This is a genomic window from Bradyrhizobium sp. ORS 86 (assembly GCF_045571475.1).
Lineage (GTDB): Bacteria > Pseudomonadota > Alphaproteobacteria > Rhizobiales > Xanthobacteraceae > Bradyrhizobium.
Map to the genome: position 1 here is coordinate 523,567 of NZ_CP120699.1, position 14,939 is coordinate 538,505.

Genomic DNA, 14,939 nt, shown 5'->3' on the forward strand with positions numbered 1-14,939 from the left:
CACGCTTCATGGGGGGCGTAACCGCGATCAAAGTCGTAGTCGCGACCCTGTCATGAAGGGTGCCGGGCCTGTGCTTCGATCCTAGCAGGCCGCCTGTGGATGGGCAATTTACAAGCCCGCTCCGATGGTCCCACGCATATCTGACGCGCCCGCTTCCATGTCGCTTGCGATCGCCAACCTGACGATTGCTATGCGCCGTGAAGCGCCGCCGCGACGGCTACTACCTTCCGCCTATAACGACCAAAAAACGTTGCTGTCATTTTCATCGGCGATGCAGCGACGAAAGATCGCGCGTTCATGAATTGGTCAGAGAGCCGCGCCCGCGACGCACCCGTCGCGGCAACGAAACCATATTGGAGGAAACAGATGAAGCTGAGGAGCGGGACTTTCTTTGCCGGCGTGTCGCTGGCCGCCATGCTGATGGCGAGTGTCGGCGTGTCGAGGGCGAATGATTCCGTCGTGAAAGCGGCATCGGATGCCAACGGGTGGGCGATCGCAGGCCACGACTACGGCAACACGCGCTTCAGCCCCTTGAAGCAAATCAACACCGAGAACGTCGGCAAGCTGCAACTGGCCTATTCGATGTCGCTGGCCTCGCTCCGGTCCAACGAGTCCTCGCCGATCGTGATCGGCAAGACCCTCTACGTCTCGACCTCGTGGGGGCCGAAATATGTCTATGCGATCGATGCCGCGACCGGCGCGCGCAAATGGACCTATCAGCCCGATATCCCCGACGACGTACTTCAATACGCCTGCTGCGACGTCAACAATCGTGGCGTGTCCTACGCCGACGGCAAAATCTTCGTCGGCCGGCTCGACGGCAAGCTGACCGCGCTCGATGCCGAGACCGGCAAGGAACTCTGGACCTCGACGGTCGTCGACTACAAGCAGGGCTCGGTCATCACTTCGCCGCCGCTCGTGGTCCGCGACAAGGTTATCACCGGCTTCGGCGGTGGCGAATACGGCGTCCGCGGTGCGCTGCAGGCGTTCGACCTCAAGAGTGGCAAGCTGCTCTGGCAGACCTACACCGTGCCGGCGCCGGGCGAGCCCGGCAGCGACACCTGGAAGGGCGACACCGGCCTGCATGGCGGCGGCGCGGCCTGGCTGGTCGGCTCCTACGATGCCAAAACCGACACGGTCTATTGGGGCACCAGCAATCCGGGCCCCTGGAACACCGGGGTGCGCTCCACTGGCGACGGCAATTTCGGCAAGCTGACCAACCTGTACACGGCGTCCACGCTCGCGATCGATCCCAACACCGGAAAGATCAAGTGGCATATCCAAGGCACGCCAGCCGATGCCTGGGATTATGACGGTGTCAACGAGCTCGTGCTCGGTAACCTGAAGATCAAGGGCGCCGAAACGCCGGTGCTGATGAAGGCAGACCGCAACGGCTTCTTCTTCGTCGCCAACCGCGAAACCGGCAAGGTGATCTCGGCCGAGAAATACGTCTTCGCGAACTGGGCCAAGAAGTGGGACGTCAATACGATGCGGGCCGAAGAGGACCCGGACAAGCGGCCCGGCCCCGGCCATCCCGCCAAGGACATCTGCCCGAACCTGATCGGCGGCAAGAATTGGCAGCCGATGTCGTTCAACCCGCAGACCGGCCTCGTCTACATCCCGACCAACAATGTCTGCATGGACTGGTCGGTCAGTGACGTGAACTACAAGCGTGGCGTGTTCTACCTCGGCGCCGAATTCCCGACCAAGGCGGGCCCGGGTGGGTTCCTCGGCGAACTCGTGGCCTGGGATCCCGTCGCCAACAAGAAGGTGTGGGGTCTCAAGGAAGACCTGCCGTTCAATGGCGGCACGCTGACGACGGCCGGCAACTTGGTGTTTTCCGGCAATCTGCATGGCGACTTCCGCGCCATCGACGCCAAGAACGGCAAGGTGCTGTGGAGCAAGAACCTCGGCAGCGGCATCGGTGCCGGTCCGGTGACCTACTCGGTCGACGGCAAGCAGTATGTCGCGATCGTGGTCGGGCGCACGGCGTCGATCCCGGCCTTCCTCGGCGACATCGGCAAGAAGATGACAGCCGCGGCGCCCGAGGGCGGCTCGCTGTTCGTGTTCACTGTGCAGTAACGATCGTCGAGAACGGAGGCAGCATGTCCGTGTTCAGCATGACCCGAAACGAAGTGCGCAGACGTTCGCGTGACGCGCGATTGGGACAGGCGATCGGTGCCGTGCTGTTCTCTGCCATATTGATGGCGCCGGCCGTGTCGGCCGGCGCCGAAGAGACCAAGCCGCTGCGGCTCTGCGCCGATCCGACCAACCTGCCGTTCTCGAGCGATGATCCGGGCAAGCCCGGGCTGTATCTCGAGATCGGCCAGGCGGTGGCCGGGAAACTCGGCCGAGCCGTGAGCTACAACTGGTACAAGTCCTATTTCGGCAAGCGCACGGTTCGCGAAACGCTGCTCAGCAAGCAATGCGATGCCATGGTCGGCCTGCCGCTGGTCGACGATTTCATGGGGCCGGCGGTGATCTTCTCCAAGCCGATTGCTCATGAAGGCTACGCGCTGGTCGGCGCCAGGGATCGCAAGCTCGCCGGCATCGACGATCTCAAGGGTTTGCGGGTCGCGGTGCAATACGAATCGGTGCCACAGAACCTGCTCGCGTCGCGCGACGACATCCAGAAGATCACCGTGCTCAGCCCAGACGAGGGCATGGCGGCGCTCGCGGCAGGCAAGGTGGACGTCGCCTTCATCTGGGCGCCGGTGGCGGGCTGGCTCAACAAGACCACCTATGGCGACAAATACCAGGTCGTGTCGACCGAAGGCGACGGCCTGCTCTGGAAGACCGCGATCGGCTTTGCCAAGGCGTCCGACGCTCTGCGCAATGAGGTCGATGCCGTACTGCCGTCCCTACAGTCCGACATCGATGCCCTGTTCGCCAAATATGGCGTGCCGAACGGCACGCCGGTGAAGTTCGGCCAGGCAACAACGTTGTCCAGCGGAGCGAGCGAAGCCATCACCGTCGGGCAGGCGGCCGCTGCCGACAAGCCGGTCCAGACCGCAGCAGTCACCGGGGATATCAAGGCCGGGCGGGAAACCTTCAACGGCACCTGCGCGCATTGCCACGGCCCGGATGCAGTGCAAAGCGAACGGCGCATCGACCTTCGCCTCCTGAAGAAGCGCTACGGTGAAGATATGGAAGCGACCTTCTGGAAGACGGTCCATGAAGGCCGCCCGTCCAAGGGAATGCCGGCGTGGAAGGACGTTTTTAGCGACGACGAGCTCAAAAACGTATATGCCTATTTGCAGACACTGCAGGACTCCGGCTCGTCGAACTAAAGCGTTTTCGAGCGAAGTGGGCACTGGTTCGCGTGAAGAAGATGCGTCAAAGCTGGAACCCAGAGTTTCGGTTCTGATTCACCCAGAACCGAGAATGCTCCAGGGCGCGACGGCGGCGACATCCGTACGAGGCTCCTCATGATGGGTTTCCTGATCATCGACGATCACCCATTGTTCGGCGAAGCGCTTGGCAACGCCATTCGCATCTCGCATCCGGATGCTCGCATCTATGAGGCGACCTCGATCAAGGGCGCGCTTGGTATCCTTGCCAGTGAGCCGAACATCGACCTGGCGTTGCTCGATTTGCTGCTGCCCGACGTCGTCGGCTTTTCCGGGTTCCAGAAGATCCGCGACCGCTATCCGCGGCTTCCGATCGCCATCGTGTCGAGTGAGGAGGACAAGCATACGATCCGCGAGGCGCTGGAGATGGGCGCGGTCGGCTATCTGCCGAAGTCGACCTCGCTCGGCGAGCTGTCACAGGCGATCGCCCGGGTGCTGAGCGGCTCGGTTTCGGCGCCGCGAGATTTCGTCGCGGCCGGCGCGTTGGAGCAGTCAGAGACGGCGCGCACGTTGCAGGAACGGATTCGGAAATTGACGCCGCAACAGATACGGGTGCTGCACCTGATAACCCGCGGCTTGCAGAACCGCGAGATCGCCGCGGAGCTCAAGCTCGCGGAGTCCACGGTGAAGGCGCATGTGACCGAGATCCTGCGCAAGCTGAAGCTGTTCAGCCGTAACAAGGCGATCATTGAGCTCGGCAAGGTCCCGCTTCCGATGCCTGAAGCCTGCGCGGGTTCAAAGCCCGAGAAGACCCCTTAGGGTTGCTGCGCTGCAAGGCGAGGGCATCGAACGTTCTATAGGCTGCACCCCGGCTTTGAGATAACGTCGTGCTCGCAATGCCAGTCATGAGCGACCCGGGAGGAGACGGCGCAGCTTTGACCACAACCGCGCCCCTGGACGAACCGCCCGTCAGCAAGGCGGGTGCCCCTCGACTGCTCATTGTCGAGGATCACCCGCTGTTTCGTGCCGCCCTGGTCGGTGTCATCGGCGCCGAGTTTCCCGGCGCCGAAGTGCTGCAGGCGACGTCGATCGACGGCGCGCTGGATGTCATCGCTGCGCGCGACAGCCTTGATCTGATCCTGCTCGATCTGTCGATGCCTGGGACAACAGGGCTGCTGGGAGCCTATCGGGTACGTGCTGCCGCGCCGCGCAGTGCTCTTGTCATCGTATCGGCGCATGACGATTCCCGGATCATCGGCAGCGCGATCTCGCTCGGCATTTCCGGCTATATTCCGAAATCCACGCCGAAGGCCGAGCTGGCGCGTCTGTTGCGCGGCATCCTCGAAGGCGCGGTGTGCCTGCCGACGCGTTTCCGCGATGCCGCCGCTGCCCGGAAAGGCCAGGCCGACGCGCGGGAGCTGATCCAGCAGCTCAGCCAGTTCACCTCGCAGCAGCTACGGGTGCTCGACATGATCTGCCGCGGCCTGCAGAACAAGCACATCGCCTATCAGCTCGATATCTCGGTGACGACCGTGAAGGTGCACGTCTCGGAGATCCTACGCAAGCTCAACGTGCGCAGCCGCACCGAGGCGATCATCGCGTTGTCGAAGCTCGATTTCGGCAAGCACGATCACGCGCCGATCGCGGCCGCGCCGGCGCGTGACAGTCACTCATAGCCGTGCCGCCGGCTGCTCGGCGGCCAGCAGGAACGACAGCAGTGAGCGCATCTCGGCGGGCTTGATCGGCTTCTTCAACAGCTCGTGGCCGAAGGCCGAGACGTCGGAGGCCGCCTTGGCGGAGTAGTCGGCGGTGACGATGATCGCCGGAACGCCGGACTTGATTTCATTGCGGATCACGTCGACGGCCTCGATTCCGGTCTCGCCGTTGTCGAGGTGAAGATCCGCGATGATGGCGTCCGGAATTCCATCGAGCGCCCGGATGCGTTCGAGCGCTTCGGTCTTGGAGATCGTCACCGCGACGTCGCAACCCCATTTCTCCAGCAGGCTGGCGAGGCCCTCGGCGCTCGACAGGTCGTTTTCGATCAGCAGGATCTTGGCGCCCTCCATGCCGCCATATCGGTAATCGACGCTGGCCTGCTCGCGCGCAGGAATTGCGACGGGGTCGGCGGAGCGTGGGAGCGTGACCGAGAACACCGAGCCCTTGCCCGGGCGCGACGTCAGCCTGATATCATGGCCCAGCACGTCGGCAAAGCGGCGCACGATCGAGAGCCCGAGCCCGATGCCGGCCTTGTCGCCAGCGCTGGTCTCGCCGCGCTGAAACTCGACGAAGATCGCCTCGCGCTGCGTTTCCGGAATTCCAGGGCCGGTGTCGTGCACCTCAATGCAGATCTGGTCGCCGTTGTTACGGCAACCCATCAGCACGCTGCCGCGCTGGGTGTAGCGCAACGCATTGGCCAGCAGGTTCTGCAGGATCCGGCGCAGCATCAACGGGTCCGAGCGGACCGCGCCGGACGACGGCATGATCCGGAGCGCGAGGTTGCGCTTGGCCGCGACCGGGCTGAATTCCTGCTGCAACGGTTCAAACAGTGAGGCGATCGCGACCGGCCCGAACTCCGGCTTGAGCACGCCGGCATCGAGCTTGGAAATGTCGAGCAGCGTGCGCAGCATGTCCTCGAGCGTCGCCAGCGAACGGTCGATCTGGTCGGTCAGGGCGACACCCTTGGGCTCGGTCGCCATTTCGGTGAGTGCCGACAGCGTCAGCCGCGCCGCGTTCAGTGGTTGCAGCAGATCGTGAGTGACGGAGACCAGCACGGACGATTTCAACGAGCTCGCCGCCTCCGCCTGCTGCTTCGCCTGCAGCAGCCGGCCATTGGTCTTTTCCAGCGACTGCAGCACCTGCTTGAGCTGCTGGGTGCGGTCGCGAACCTGCTGGTCGAGCGCAATCGCCGTCTCGAACAGCGAGAACGCGTTGAGCTGCTGGTCGGTCGAACGTTCGACGCGCGACATCAGTGCCGCGTTGATCTTGCGCAGCTTCTCGGCTTCGCGCTCGAGCGCTGCAATGCGATTGGTGCCGGTATCCGTCATGGCGAAGCAACGGCCCGCTTGCCGATGGCGACGCCGGTCAGTGTCTGATTGACATGCATGGAGCGATACTGCTCGCCATAGGTCTGAAAGCCGATCACATTGTTGCGGCGGTAGAGCTCCGACATCTCGCGCGACAGTTGGTGCTGCTCGACGTCGAGCCGGCGCAGCACGCATTCGAAACCGATGAAGACCGAGACCTCGCCGAGGTCGTGGGCGATCTCCTCGAACGCGTCCCTCGTCGCATCGATCGGATCGCGCTCGCGCGCCACCGTCAGCACCATTCCCTCGTCGATGGCGCAGAAGAACTGCAACGACCCGTCCGCATTGGTACGCTGGATCGAGCGTGCGTAGTAGGCGCCGCCGACCCGGACCAGCAAGGGGTGAGCGGCGAAGGAAAACAGTTCGAGCTTGCTGTCGCTGAGGCCGACCGCGCGCGAATATTCCAGCGCCGCCGGCTCGGCATTGATCTCCTTCACGATCCGCCGCTCGATGTCGGCCTCGGTCACGACCATCTTGGTCGCGGTCGGCTCGAAGTGGTCGCATTTGAACAGGCGGAACGGCAGCCGGGTCCTGATCAGGATCACCACGGCAGCATCGGTGTAGGCTTTTCCGTTGTGGAAGACCCAGGACTTCTCGAAGCGCAAGCCGTCGCCGGCGGAGCCGCCGACGATCGGAATGTCCCCTAGCGAGGCGTAGATCGCCGACATGATGGTCTCTTCGCGCTGGCACATTCCGTCGATGAACAGTAGCCCGAACGACTCATCCGCAGGGTCGCATTGCTCGGTGCGTTGCGCGAACTCCTGTTGCAACTCGGTGCAGATCGAGCGGCCGCGATCGACCCGGAAGGTGGAAAGATCGAGCAGCGGGCGGGCCGCGATCACGAAGTCGGCCGCATCGAAGCCCATCGCGACCACGCTGTCCTCGTCCCAGCCGGCCGGTGAGAGCTCGCCGGCGGTCGTGCAGCCGAAGATCGGGATGTCCGGCATCCGGCGCGATAGCTCGGCGATGAAGATCTCGGGATCGTAGAATGGCGAGACGAACACCGTGATCATCGCGAGATTGGCACTTGCCAATTGGCGCGCGATCTCGTCCGCGGCCTCCCGCGGTCCGTCGGTCTTCGCCTGTGCCACGACAATACTGTCGGCGGCACCGTTGTGCTTCTCCGCCAAGGGCTCTCTCCCAGACCAGGTCATTTTATTTTTGTTGGCGCAGGTGCTCCCGCGCATATCGCCGCCGGTTCAGGCCGGACGCGATCGAGGTACCCTGGGGCACCGAAATGAAGGGGGAGACATCATTGGCCGGCTGAGCTGCCGGCACACCCGATTGGCGCAGGCGCTGATAGCGCCATCCGCGGCAATGACATGGGACGCCTCCCGATATGTTTGTCCCGATCGCGGGCAGCGGCCGGGACCTGCTTATAACGAGTCTAAATTAAAGGGACCGGCTTTCCCGTCAATCGCGAATGCGAGGGACCAAGGTCGTAGAGGCGCGCGGCCGGTCTGGAATGCCAGCGGTCTGTGTGCCGGCTGCCGCTATCGGAGGATCAGGTCTGGGGCCCGGCCTTGAGCTCCGCGGCCCCGTCGTCACCGAACACCGGGCCGGGGGTCAAGAAAACAGACCGCCCTCCGCCGATCCCTATATCCCGGGGCGCATTTGCGTTTACGCAGCTTTATTCATTGTGCCCTAGGTTGCGCGTTGGGTTCGGGGGGCGCGGCGCCCCCGGACGTCGCATGGTTTTCAGAATGAAGACGGGGGCTGGGATGCAGGGGCTCAAACGATCGCGTTCGATCAAATTTCCAACCCTCCGATTCCGCGCCAAGATCATGCTCGGCTTTGCCGTGACGCTGGCGATTTCCGCGGCCAGCATGGGCTTTGCCTATATGGGGTTCGAACGGGTCTCGGCCGGCGTCGCCTCCTACCGCCAGAGCGTCGCGGAAGCCGATCTTGCCCGCAACATCGACCGCGAGTTGATCTCCTACGGTTCGCTGGCGCGGTATTTCGTGGTCACTGGCAAGGAGGATGACGCGAAGGCGGCCCTCGCCGCCGAAGCCAGCCTGAAGGATGCCATCCTGGCCGCGATGAAGGGCACCACCAACCCGGCGCGGCTCGATCAGGTCACCAGGCTCGAGCGCGAGTTTCGCGCCTTCTCCAAAATCTTTGCCGACATCGTCAAGTTGAAGGACGAGAACGCGCGGATCGCGCAGAACAATCTCAATCGCAGCGCAAACTCGATGCGCTACAAGCTCGACGACCTCCCGAGCAATGCCGACGATTCCGAGCTGCAATCGATCCAGTTCGGTGCCAAGAAGGTCTCCGACCAGTTCCAGGCAGCGACCTCGCTCGCCAATATGTTCGTCGTCAATGCGGACAAGTCCGTTGCGACCAGCGCGATGGCGCGGCTGAAGTTCGTGGAGAACTCGCTGCACGCGCTTTCCTCGAAGAACGAGCGGATCAATCAGGGGCTGAAGGAGGTCGCCGGGCTGCTCGACGAGTACCGGCAATCGCTCGCCAAGTTGATCGAGAATTCGAAGTCGATCGATGAGCTGACGGTCGAGATGACGGAATCGGCCACCGCCATCAGCCATGGCTCGGCTGCGATGAAGTCCGATCTGCTCACCGACCAGAAGCGACTTGAGAACGAATCCCATGCCACGATCGGCGCGACCGAGCGGCTGATCCTGATGCTCGCCGCCGGCGGCTTCGTGCTGGGCCTCGCCTGGGCGTTCCTGCTCGGCAAGGGCATTTCGCGGCCGATCGCCGCGATGTGCGCCGCGATGCGCGAGCTCGCCGCCGGCAATTTCGATGTCGTGCTGCCCGGCCTTGGTCGCCGCGACGAGCTCGGCGAGATGGCGAGTGCGGTGGAGGAGTTCAAGGTTCAGGCTATCGCCAAGGCCGAGCGCGATGCCGCGAGCCAGGAAGCGCAGAACAAGGCGAGCGCGGCTGCGCGGCGCACCGAGTTGATCCGTTTCGCCGACGAATTCGAAGCCGCCGTCGGCGCGATCGTCTCCAACGTGTCGGCGTCCGCCGTGCAGCTCGAATCGGCAGCCGGCACGCTGACGCGGACCGCGGAGACCACACAGAATTTGTCCAGCCAGGTCGCCGGCGCCTCCGAGGAAGCGTCCAGCAATATGCAGTCGGTGGCCTCCGCCACCGAGGAGCTGTCCGCTTCCGTCGACGAGATCGGCCGCCGCGCCAAGGAGTCGAGCCAGATCGCCGATTCTGCCGTGCGCCAGGCCGAGCAGACCGATGCGCGGATCGGCAAGCTGTCGCGTGCCGCGCAGGAGATCGGTGACGTGGTCAAGCTGATCACGGCGATCGCCGAACAGACCAACCTATTGGCGCTGAACGCCACCATCGAGGCCGCGCGCGCCGGCGATGCCGGCCGCGGCTTCGCCGTGGTCGCATCCGAGGTGAAGTCGCTCGCAAGCCAGACCGCGCGGGCGACCGAGGACATCTCCAATCACATCTCGGGCATGCAGGCGGCAACGCAGGAATCGGTCGCCGCGATCAAGGAGATCGGCGGGACCATCTCCCAGATCTCCGGCATTGCCACCAACATCGCGAGCTCGGTCGAGCAGCAGAGCGCGGCGACGCAGGAGATCGCCCGCAGCGTGCAGAACGTCGCGCAGGGCACGCAGGAGGCCGCCGCCAGCGTCACCCAGGTCAATCGGGGCGCGACCGAGACCGGAGCAGCCTCCGAAGAGGTGTTGAACTCGGCCCGCTCGCTGTCGGTGGAGAGCACGCGGCTGCGCGAGGAGCTCGACCGCTTCATGGCGAACATCCGCGCGGCATGAACGCACCGCACGCGTTGCGGCGAAGGTGAGGCCGGCCGGGCTAATCGCGGCCGAACTGGTGCTTCAACTCGACCTTGGCGCGTTCGAGCCGCGCCCGCTGAGCCTGCGGCAGCCCCTTGCCGGCGCGGTTGATGTAGAAGGTCAGCATCGACAACGCGGACCGATAGGCGCCGCTCTTGCGCCGCTTGCTGTGTTCGGCCGACCGCTTCAGCGATGTCGCAATCTTCTTGGCGCTGGTCAGCTTGAACACGCCGCGCTTGAGGTCGAGCGCATCGCTCTCTCGCGTCACCCGCTGTGACCAGCGGTTGGACGCGGTCGTTCGTGTTGCGGTCTTGCGCCGTGCCGTGCCGGTCTTCCGCGTCGCGGACTTTCGCGGGGATTTTCGCGTAGTTCGCTTGTGTGTCGCCATGGTTGGCTCCTTGATCTTTTGCGGGCAACAATGGCCGCCTTGTTCCGTTCCTGTCGATCCGATCGGGAACCTTTGCGCGACGCGGGCGTTATCGCGCGTGGCGGGCATTCGGTTTGCCGCAATTCCGGGAATGAGAACCTTGGAGCGCTTCGTTCCAGGGTTTTTCCCATTAATCGGGCGCGATGACTCTGCAGCGGACACAGCTCAGCACTGCGACGACGGGCGAGGTGGCAACGCCGGCTGCGGAGAGCGATGACCGCATCATCGAGACCTCGATTCCGCTCCGGCTCGACAATCTGCACTGGAGCGGATTCCATACCCGCGTGGTGCTGGCGCTCGGCATCACCTGGATCCTCGACGGGCTCGAGGTGACGCTCGCTGGCGCCTTGTCTGGCGCGCTCAAGGACAGTCCGGCGATGCGGTTCTCCAACGCCGATGTCGGCTTTGCCAGCAGCGCCTATCTTGCCGGCGCGGTGCTCGGCGCGCTCGGGTTCGGCTGGCTGACCGACCGCATCGGGCGCAAGAAGCTGTTCTTCATCACCCTCGCGCTGTACCTCTCGGCGACCGCCGCGACCGCGCTGTCGTGGAATGTCGCGAGCTACGCGCTGTTTCGTTTTTTGACCGGTGCCGGCATCGGCGGCGAATACACCGCGATCAACTCGACCATTCAGGAACTGGTGCCGGCGCGCTATCGCGGCTGGACCGATCTCGTCATCAATGGCAGCTTCTGGATCGGCGCCGCGATCGGCGCGGCCAGCGCGATATTCCTGCTGGACCCCGCGGTGCTGGCGCCGGATCACGGCTGGCGGATCGCCTATTTCACCGGCGCTGTGCTTGGTCTCGTCGTGCTCTTCATGCGAATGTGGATCCCCGAGAGCCCGCGTTGGCTGATGATCCACGGCCGTCCTGACGAAGCGCACCGGATCGTCGACGGCATCGAGGCCTCTGTCCTCGGCCATACGCAGTCGAGCGGCGATTTCGACAAGATCAGGATCCGGATGCGCGATCACACGCCGTTACGCGAGGTCGCAACCACATTGTTCTCCACCTATCGGCAGCGTTCGCTGGTCGGGTTGGTGCTGATGGCCGCGCAGGCGTTCTTCTACAATGCGATCTTCTTCACCTTCGCCCTTGTTCTGACCGACTTCTTCGGCATCCCCGCCAATGATGTTGGTTGGTACATCCTGCCCTTTGCCGCCGGCAATTTCCTAGGGCCGCTGCTGCTCGGCCGCCTGTTCGATACCCTCGGCCGCCGCACCATGATCACGCTGACCTATGGCGTGTCGGGCGTGCTGCTGGCGCTGTCCGGCTATCTATTCTCGATCGGCGCGCTCAGCGCGCAGAGCCAGACCATCGCCTGGATGGTGATCTTCTTCTTTGCCTCGCCAGCCGCGAGCGCCGCTTACCTCACCGTCAGCGAGAACTTTCCGCTCGAGGTGCGCGCGCTCGCGATCGCCGCGTTCTATGCGATCGGAACCGGCATCGGCGGCGTGGTGGGGCCCGCGTTGTTCGGCGTGCTGATCGACACCGGATCGCGCAACAGTGTCTTTGCCGGCTACCTTTTGGGGGCGGCGCTCATGGTCGTGGCCGCAGCGGTCGCATGGCGTTACGCCGTCGCGGCCGAGCGAAAATCGCTCGAATCTGTTGCGCGACCGCTGGCAGTTGTGGAGTAGAATGACATGAAGCATGACGTAGCGGAAATGCCTTTGGATGACGACATCGCTCCTGACAGCACCGCGCCGGGCAGTTCGCCGGCGCCGGCGTCGTTGATTCCGCCGCTGACCGAGGCCGCGGTGCTGCTCGATATCGACGGCACCTTGCTCGATTTCGCACCGACGCCGCGTGAGGTGTGGGTGCCGCCGGATCTGGCGGAGACCATGAGGGACCTGCACAAGCGCACCGGCGGCGCGCTGGCGCTGGTCAGCGGCCGTTCGCTCAACGACATCGATCTGATCTTCGCGCCGGATCTGTTTCCCGCGATCGGCGGCCACGGTGCCGAGATGCGGCTGCAGCCGGACAGCGACGAAGCGGTCGCCGCGCATTCCCCGCCGCTGGACAAGGAGTTGAAGCGCCGCCTTGCCGCGATCGCCAAGCTCAGCCCCGGAATTCTGCTCGAGGACAAGGGTTACTCGCTGGCGCTGCACTACCGGCTCGCGCCGCATGCGGAGAAGGCGATCTACGAAGCGGTATCGCTGATCCGCGCCGATCTGCCGGATGCACCGATCGAGGTGCTGCCGGGCAAGAGCGTGTGCGAGATCAAGATGGCAGGCTTCACCAAGGCGAGCGGCGTGCGCGAACTGATGACGCACGAGCCGTTCAAGGGACGGCGCCCGTTCTTCATCGGCGACGACGTCACCGACGAGAGCGTGTTCGAGATCATGCCCGACTATCACGGCCTGGCCTTCTCTGTAGGCCGTCGCGCGGCCGGCATCGACGGGCATTTCGGCACACCGACCGACGTGCGCGAATTCCTCGCGCAATTGCTCAACCGGTGACGAAAGGCATGTGAGCCTGTCCTAAAGCGCGATGATCCCTGTTTGCGCATGATCTCCGTGCCAGCGCGGCGCGCTTGTCGCGAGGGAAGACCGTTGCACACTTTCCCGATCGCGCCTTCGAATCGAATGCGGTGCTTTTGCGTCGCGAGCTATGCCTCGCGCGCATTTTTCTTTTCGCGAGTTCCCGCGAGTTCCGTGCGTCTTCGCCAGAATTTGGTTTCATTTGGGAGATTCCTTGATGAGGAACCATCTTGATGAATGGTTGTTAATACGCGAGTTGACCAACAGGAGGGGACCTGGTGAACCTCGTCGTCGTTTCGAACCGCTTGGCGCGCGGAAAACCTAATGAACCCATGACGGGGGGGCTGGCAGCGGCATTATTGCCGGTGGTGGAAAAGACAGGGGCGATATGGGTTGGTTCCAGCGGCCGGGTCCGCGACGGGAGCCTGAAGGAACCATTTGCAGAGGTTGAAGCACTCGGCGCCGGTGCGCTGGCGATGCTCGATCTGCCGGCCGCGCATTACGGCGGCTACTACGAAGGCTTCGCCAATTCGGCGCTGTGGCCGGCCCTGCATTCGCGCGCCGATCTGATTCGCGCCTCGCGAGACGATTACACGAGCTATCGCGAAGTGAACGCGTTCATGGCGCGCGCGCTGTTGCGATTCCGCAAGCCCGATTCCGTGTTCTGGATCCAGGATTATCATTTCCTCGCGCTCGGTGCGGAATTGCGCGCGCTCGGCGTTGCACAGCCGATCGGCTTCTTCCTGCATACGCCGTGGCCGACGCGCGCCGTGATCTCCGGCGTACCGAACCATCGCGAGTTGGTCGAGGCGATGCTCGCCTATGACCTGATCGGTTTCCAGACCGAAGAGGATTGCGAGAACTTCCTCGCCTATGTGCAGGACGATCTCGATCTCGCGGTTCGCGATGGCGTGGTCACGTCGTCGTCCGGCCGCGCGCGCGCTGCGGTGTTCCCGATCGGCATCGATCCCGAGAGGTTCATGCAGCAGGCCGCCAAGGCGATGACGCATCCCGACGTGACGCGGCTGCGGCGCAGCCTCAACGGCGAGAAGCTCGCGATCGGCGTCGACCGGCTCGACTACTCCAAGGGCCTTGGCAATCGCATCAAGGCGTTCGACAAGATGTGGACGCTCTATCCGCACCTCAAGCGCTCGGTGTCGTTGCTGCAGATCGCAACCCCCTCGCGCGGCGCGATCGAAGCCTACGGCAATTTGCAGAGCGAGATCGCCAAGCTCGTCACCGACGTCAACGGCACCCATGGCGAGGTGGACTGGACGCCGATCCGCTATCTCAACAAGGGATTTAGCCAGGGCGTGCTGGCGGGGCTCTATCGCACCGCGCAGGTCGGCGTGGTGACGCCGCTGCAGGACGGCATGAACCTCGTCGCCAAGGAATATGTCGCGGCTCAAAGCCCGGCCGATCCTGGCGTGCTGGTGCTGTCGAAATTCGCCGGTGCCGCCAACGAGCTCGACGCCGCGCTCCTTGTCAATCCGCATGACATCGACGGCATGGCGCGCACGATCGCCTCGGCGCTGACGATGCCGCTGACCGAGCGGCGGGCGCGTTGGGAAGCGATGATGACGAAGCTCAACACGCATACCATCCAGCAATGGTTCGCCGACTTCATCGACGCGTTGCAGGCCACGCACGACACGGGCGACACCGTGCTGCCCGAGCCGCCAACCGTTTGGCCGCGCCGCGCATCAGATGTCGCGGCGCGGTATCACTGAGCGGCCGCCGTCGTCGGCAGGCCGCAATCACACTCGCTCACTCCGACGGAATGGAGCCCCCGTCGTTCCCGCGCAACAGCCTGGCTGTTGCAGCCCATTGGTGCGGAACGCGCGTCGCGAGGCATGCGTGTCGCGGCACGTGGTTGTCGTAATCCG

General features: G+C 64.0%; 11 protein-coding genes. 8 read left to right on the plus strand and 3 right to left on the minus strand.

From position 1 onward, the window contains the following. Positions 1 to 366: 366 nt before the first annotated feature. From P6U25_RS02400 to P6U25_RS02415, 4 genes are all read left to right on the plus strand, one after another. The gene (locus P6U25_RS02400) at positions 367 to 2,082 is read left to right on the plus strand and encodes a PQQ-dependent methanol/ethanol family dehydrogenase (RefSeq protein ID WP_407149852.1); all 1,716 of its coding nucleotides are present in this window, start codon (positions 367 to 369) and stop codon (positions 2,080 to 2,082) included. Positions 2,083 to 2,105: 23 nt separating this feature from the next. Continuing rightward, entirely contained in the window at positions 2,106 to 3,290 is a 1,185-nt protein-coding gene (locus P6U25_RS02405) for a c-type cytochrome (protein ID WP_407149853.1), read from the plus strand. A 138-nt stretch (positions 3,291 to 3,428) separates the two neighbouring features. Next, on the plus strand, positions 3,429 to 4,109 hold the full coding sequence (locus P6U25_RS02410) for a response regulator (RefSeq protein ID WP_407149854.1): 681 nt from the start codon (positions 3,429 to 3,431) through the stop codon (positions 4,107 to 4,109). Positions 4,110 to 4,225: 116 nt separating this feature from the next. Then, on the plus strand, positions 4,226 to 4,966 hold the full coding sequence (locus P6U25_RS02415) for a LuxR C-terminal-related transcriptional regulator (RefSeq protein WP_407149855.1): 741 nt from the start codon (positions 4,226 to 4,228) through the stop codon (positions 4,964 to 4,966). Here P6U25_RS02415 and P6U25_RS02420 read toward each other — a convergent pair. Beyond that, on the minus strand, positions 4,961 to 6,334 hold the full coding sequence (locus P6U25_RS02420) for a hybrid sensor histidine kinase/response regulator (protein ID WP_407149856.1): 1,374 nt from the start codon (positions 6,332 to 6,334) through the stop codon (positions 4,961 to 4,963). The two genes, P6U25_RS02415 and P6U25_RS02420, sit on opposite strands and share 6 nt — an antisense overlap. Continuing rightward, the gene (locus P6U25_RS02425) at positions 6,331 to 7,503 is read right to left on the minus strand and encodes an FIST N-terminal domain-containing protein (RefSeq protein WP_407149857.1); all 1,173 of its coding nucleotides are present in this window, start codon (positions 7,501 to 7,503) and stop codon (positions 6,331 to 6,333) included. The genes P6U25_RS02420 and P6U25_RS02425 overlap by 4 nt, the downstream gene beginning before the upstream one ends. 591 nt (positions 7,504 to 8,094) lie before the next feature. Between P6U25_RS02425 and P6U25_RS02430 the strand changes: the two genes are divergently transcribed. Further along, a complete protein-coding gene (locus P6U25_RS02430) occupies positions 8,095 to 10,128 on the plus strand; it encodes a methyl-accepting chemotaxis protein (protein ID WP_407152734.1) in 2,034 nt (677 codons plus the stop codon). 40 nt (positions 10,129 to 10,168) lie between these two features. Here P6U25_RS02430 and P6U25_RS02435 read toward each other — a convergent pair whose 3' ends face one another. Next, the gene (locus P6U25_RS02435) at positions 10,169 to 10,537 is read right to left on the minus strand and encodes a DUF3175 domain-containing protein (protein WP_407149858.1); all 369 of its coding nucleotides are present in this window, start codon (positions 10,535 to 10,537) and stop codon (positions 10,169 to 10,171) included. A 182-nt stretch (positions 10,538 to 10,719) separates the two neighbouring features. Between P6U25_RS02435 and P6U25_RS02440 the strand changes: the two genes are divergently transcribed. The 3 genes from P6U25_RS02440 (at position 10,720) to P6U25_RS02450 (ending at position 14,783) form a co-directional block, all read left to right on the plus strand. Continuing rightward, a complete protein-coding gene (locus tag P6U25_RS02440; protein ID WP_407149859.1) occupies positions 10,720 to 12,210 on the plus strand; it encodes an MFS transporter in 1,491 nt (496 codons plus the stop codon). Between the two features lie 6 nt (positions 12,211 to 12,216). After that, entirely contained in the window at positions 12,217 to 13,032 is an 816-nt protein-coding gene (gene otsB, locus P6U25_RS02445) for a trehalose-phosphatase (protein ID WP_407149860.1), read from the plus strand. A 299-nt stretch (positions 13,033 to 13,331) separates the two neighbouring features. Then, positions 13,332 to 14,783, plus strand: a complete 1,452-nt coding sequence (locus P6U25_RS02450) for a trehalose-6-phosphate synthase (protein WP_407149861.1) — start codon at positions 13,332 to 13,334, stop codon at positions 14,781 to 14,783. The last annotated feature ends 156 nt before the right edge of the window (positions 14,784 to 14,939 follow it).

Bases quoted from the DNA above. Each gene is read 5' to 3' on its own strand.
- P6U25_RS02400 (WP_407149852.1), top strand. From the start codon at position 367: ATGAAGCTGAGGAGCGGGACTTTCTTTGCCGGCGTGTCGCTGGCCGCC.
- P6U25_RS02405 (WP_407149853.1), top strand. From the start codon at position 2,106: ATGTCCGTGTTCAGCATGACCCGAAACGAAGTGCGCAGACGTTCGCGT.
- P6U25_RS02410 (WP_407149854.1), top strand. From the start codon at position 3,429: ATGATGGGTTTCCTGATCATCGACGATCACCCATTGTTCGGCGAAGCG.
- P6U25_RS02420 (WP_407149856.1), bottom strand. From the start codon at position 6,334: ATGACGGATACCGGCACCAATCGCATTGCAGCGCTCGAGCGCGAAGCC.
- P6U25_RS02430 (WP_407152734.1), top strand. From the start codon at position 8,095: ATGCAGGGGCTCAAACGATCGCGTTCGATCAAATTTCCAACCCTCCGA.
- P6U25_RS02435 (WP_407149858.1), bottom strand. From the start codon at position 10,537: ATGGCGACACACAAGCGAACTACGCGAAAATCCCCGCGAAAGTCCGCG.
- P6U25_RS02440 (WP_407149859.1), top strand. From the start codon at position 10,720: ATGACTCTGCAGCGGACACAGCTCAGCACTGCGACGACGGGCGAGGTG.
- otsB (WP_407149860.1), top strand. From the start codon at position 12,217: ATGAAGCATGACGTAGCGGAAATGCCTTTGGATGACGACATCGCTCCT.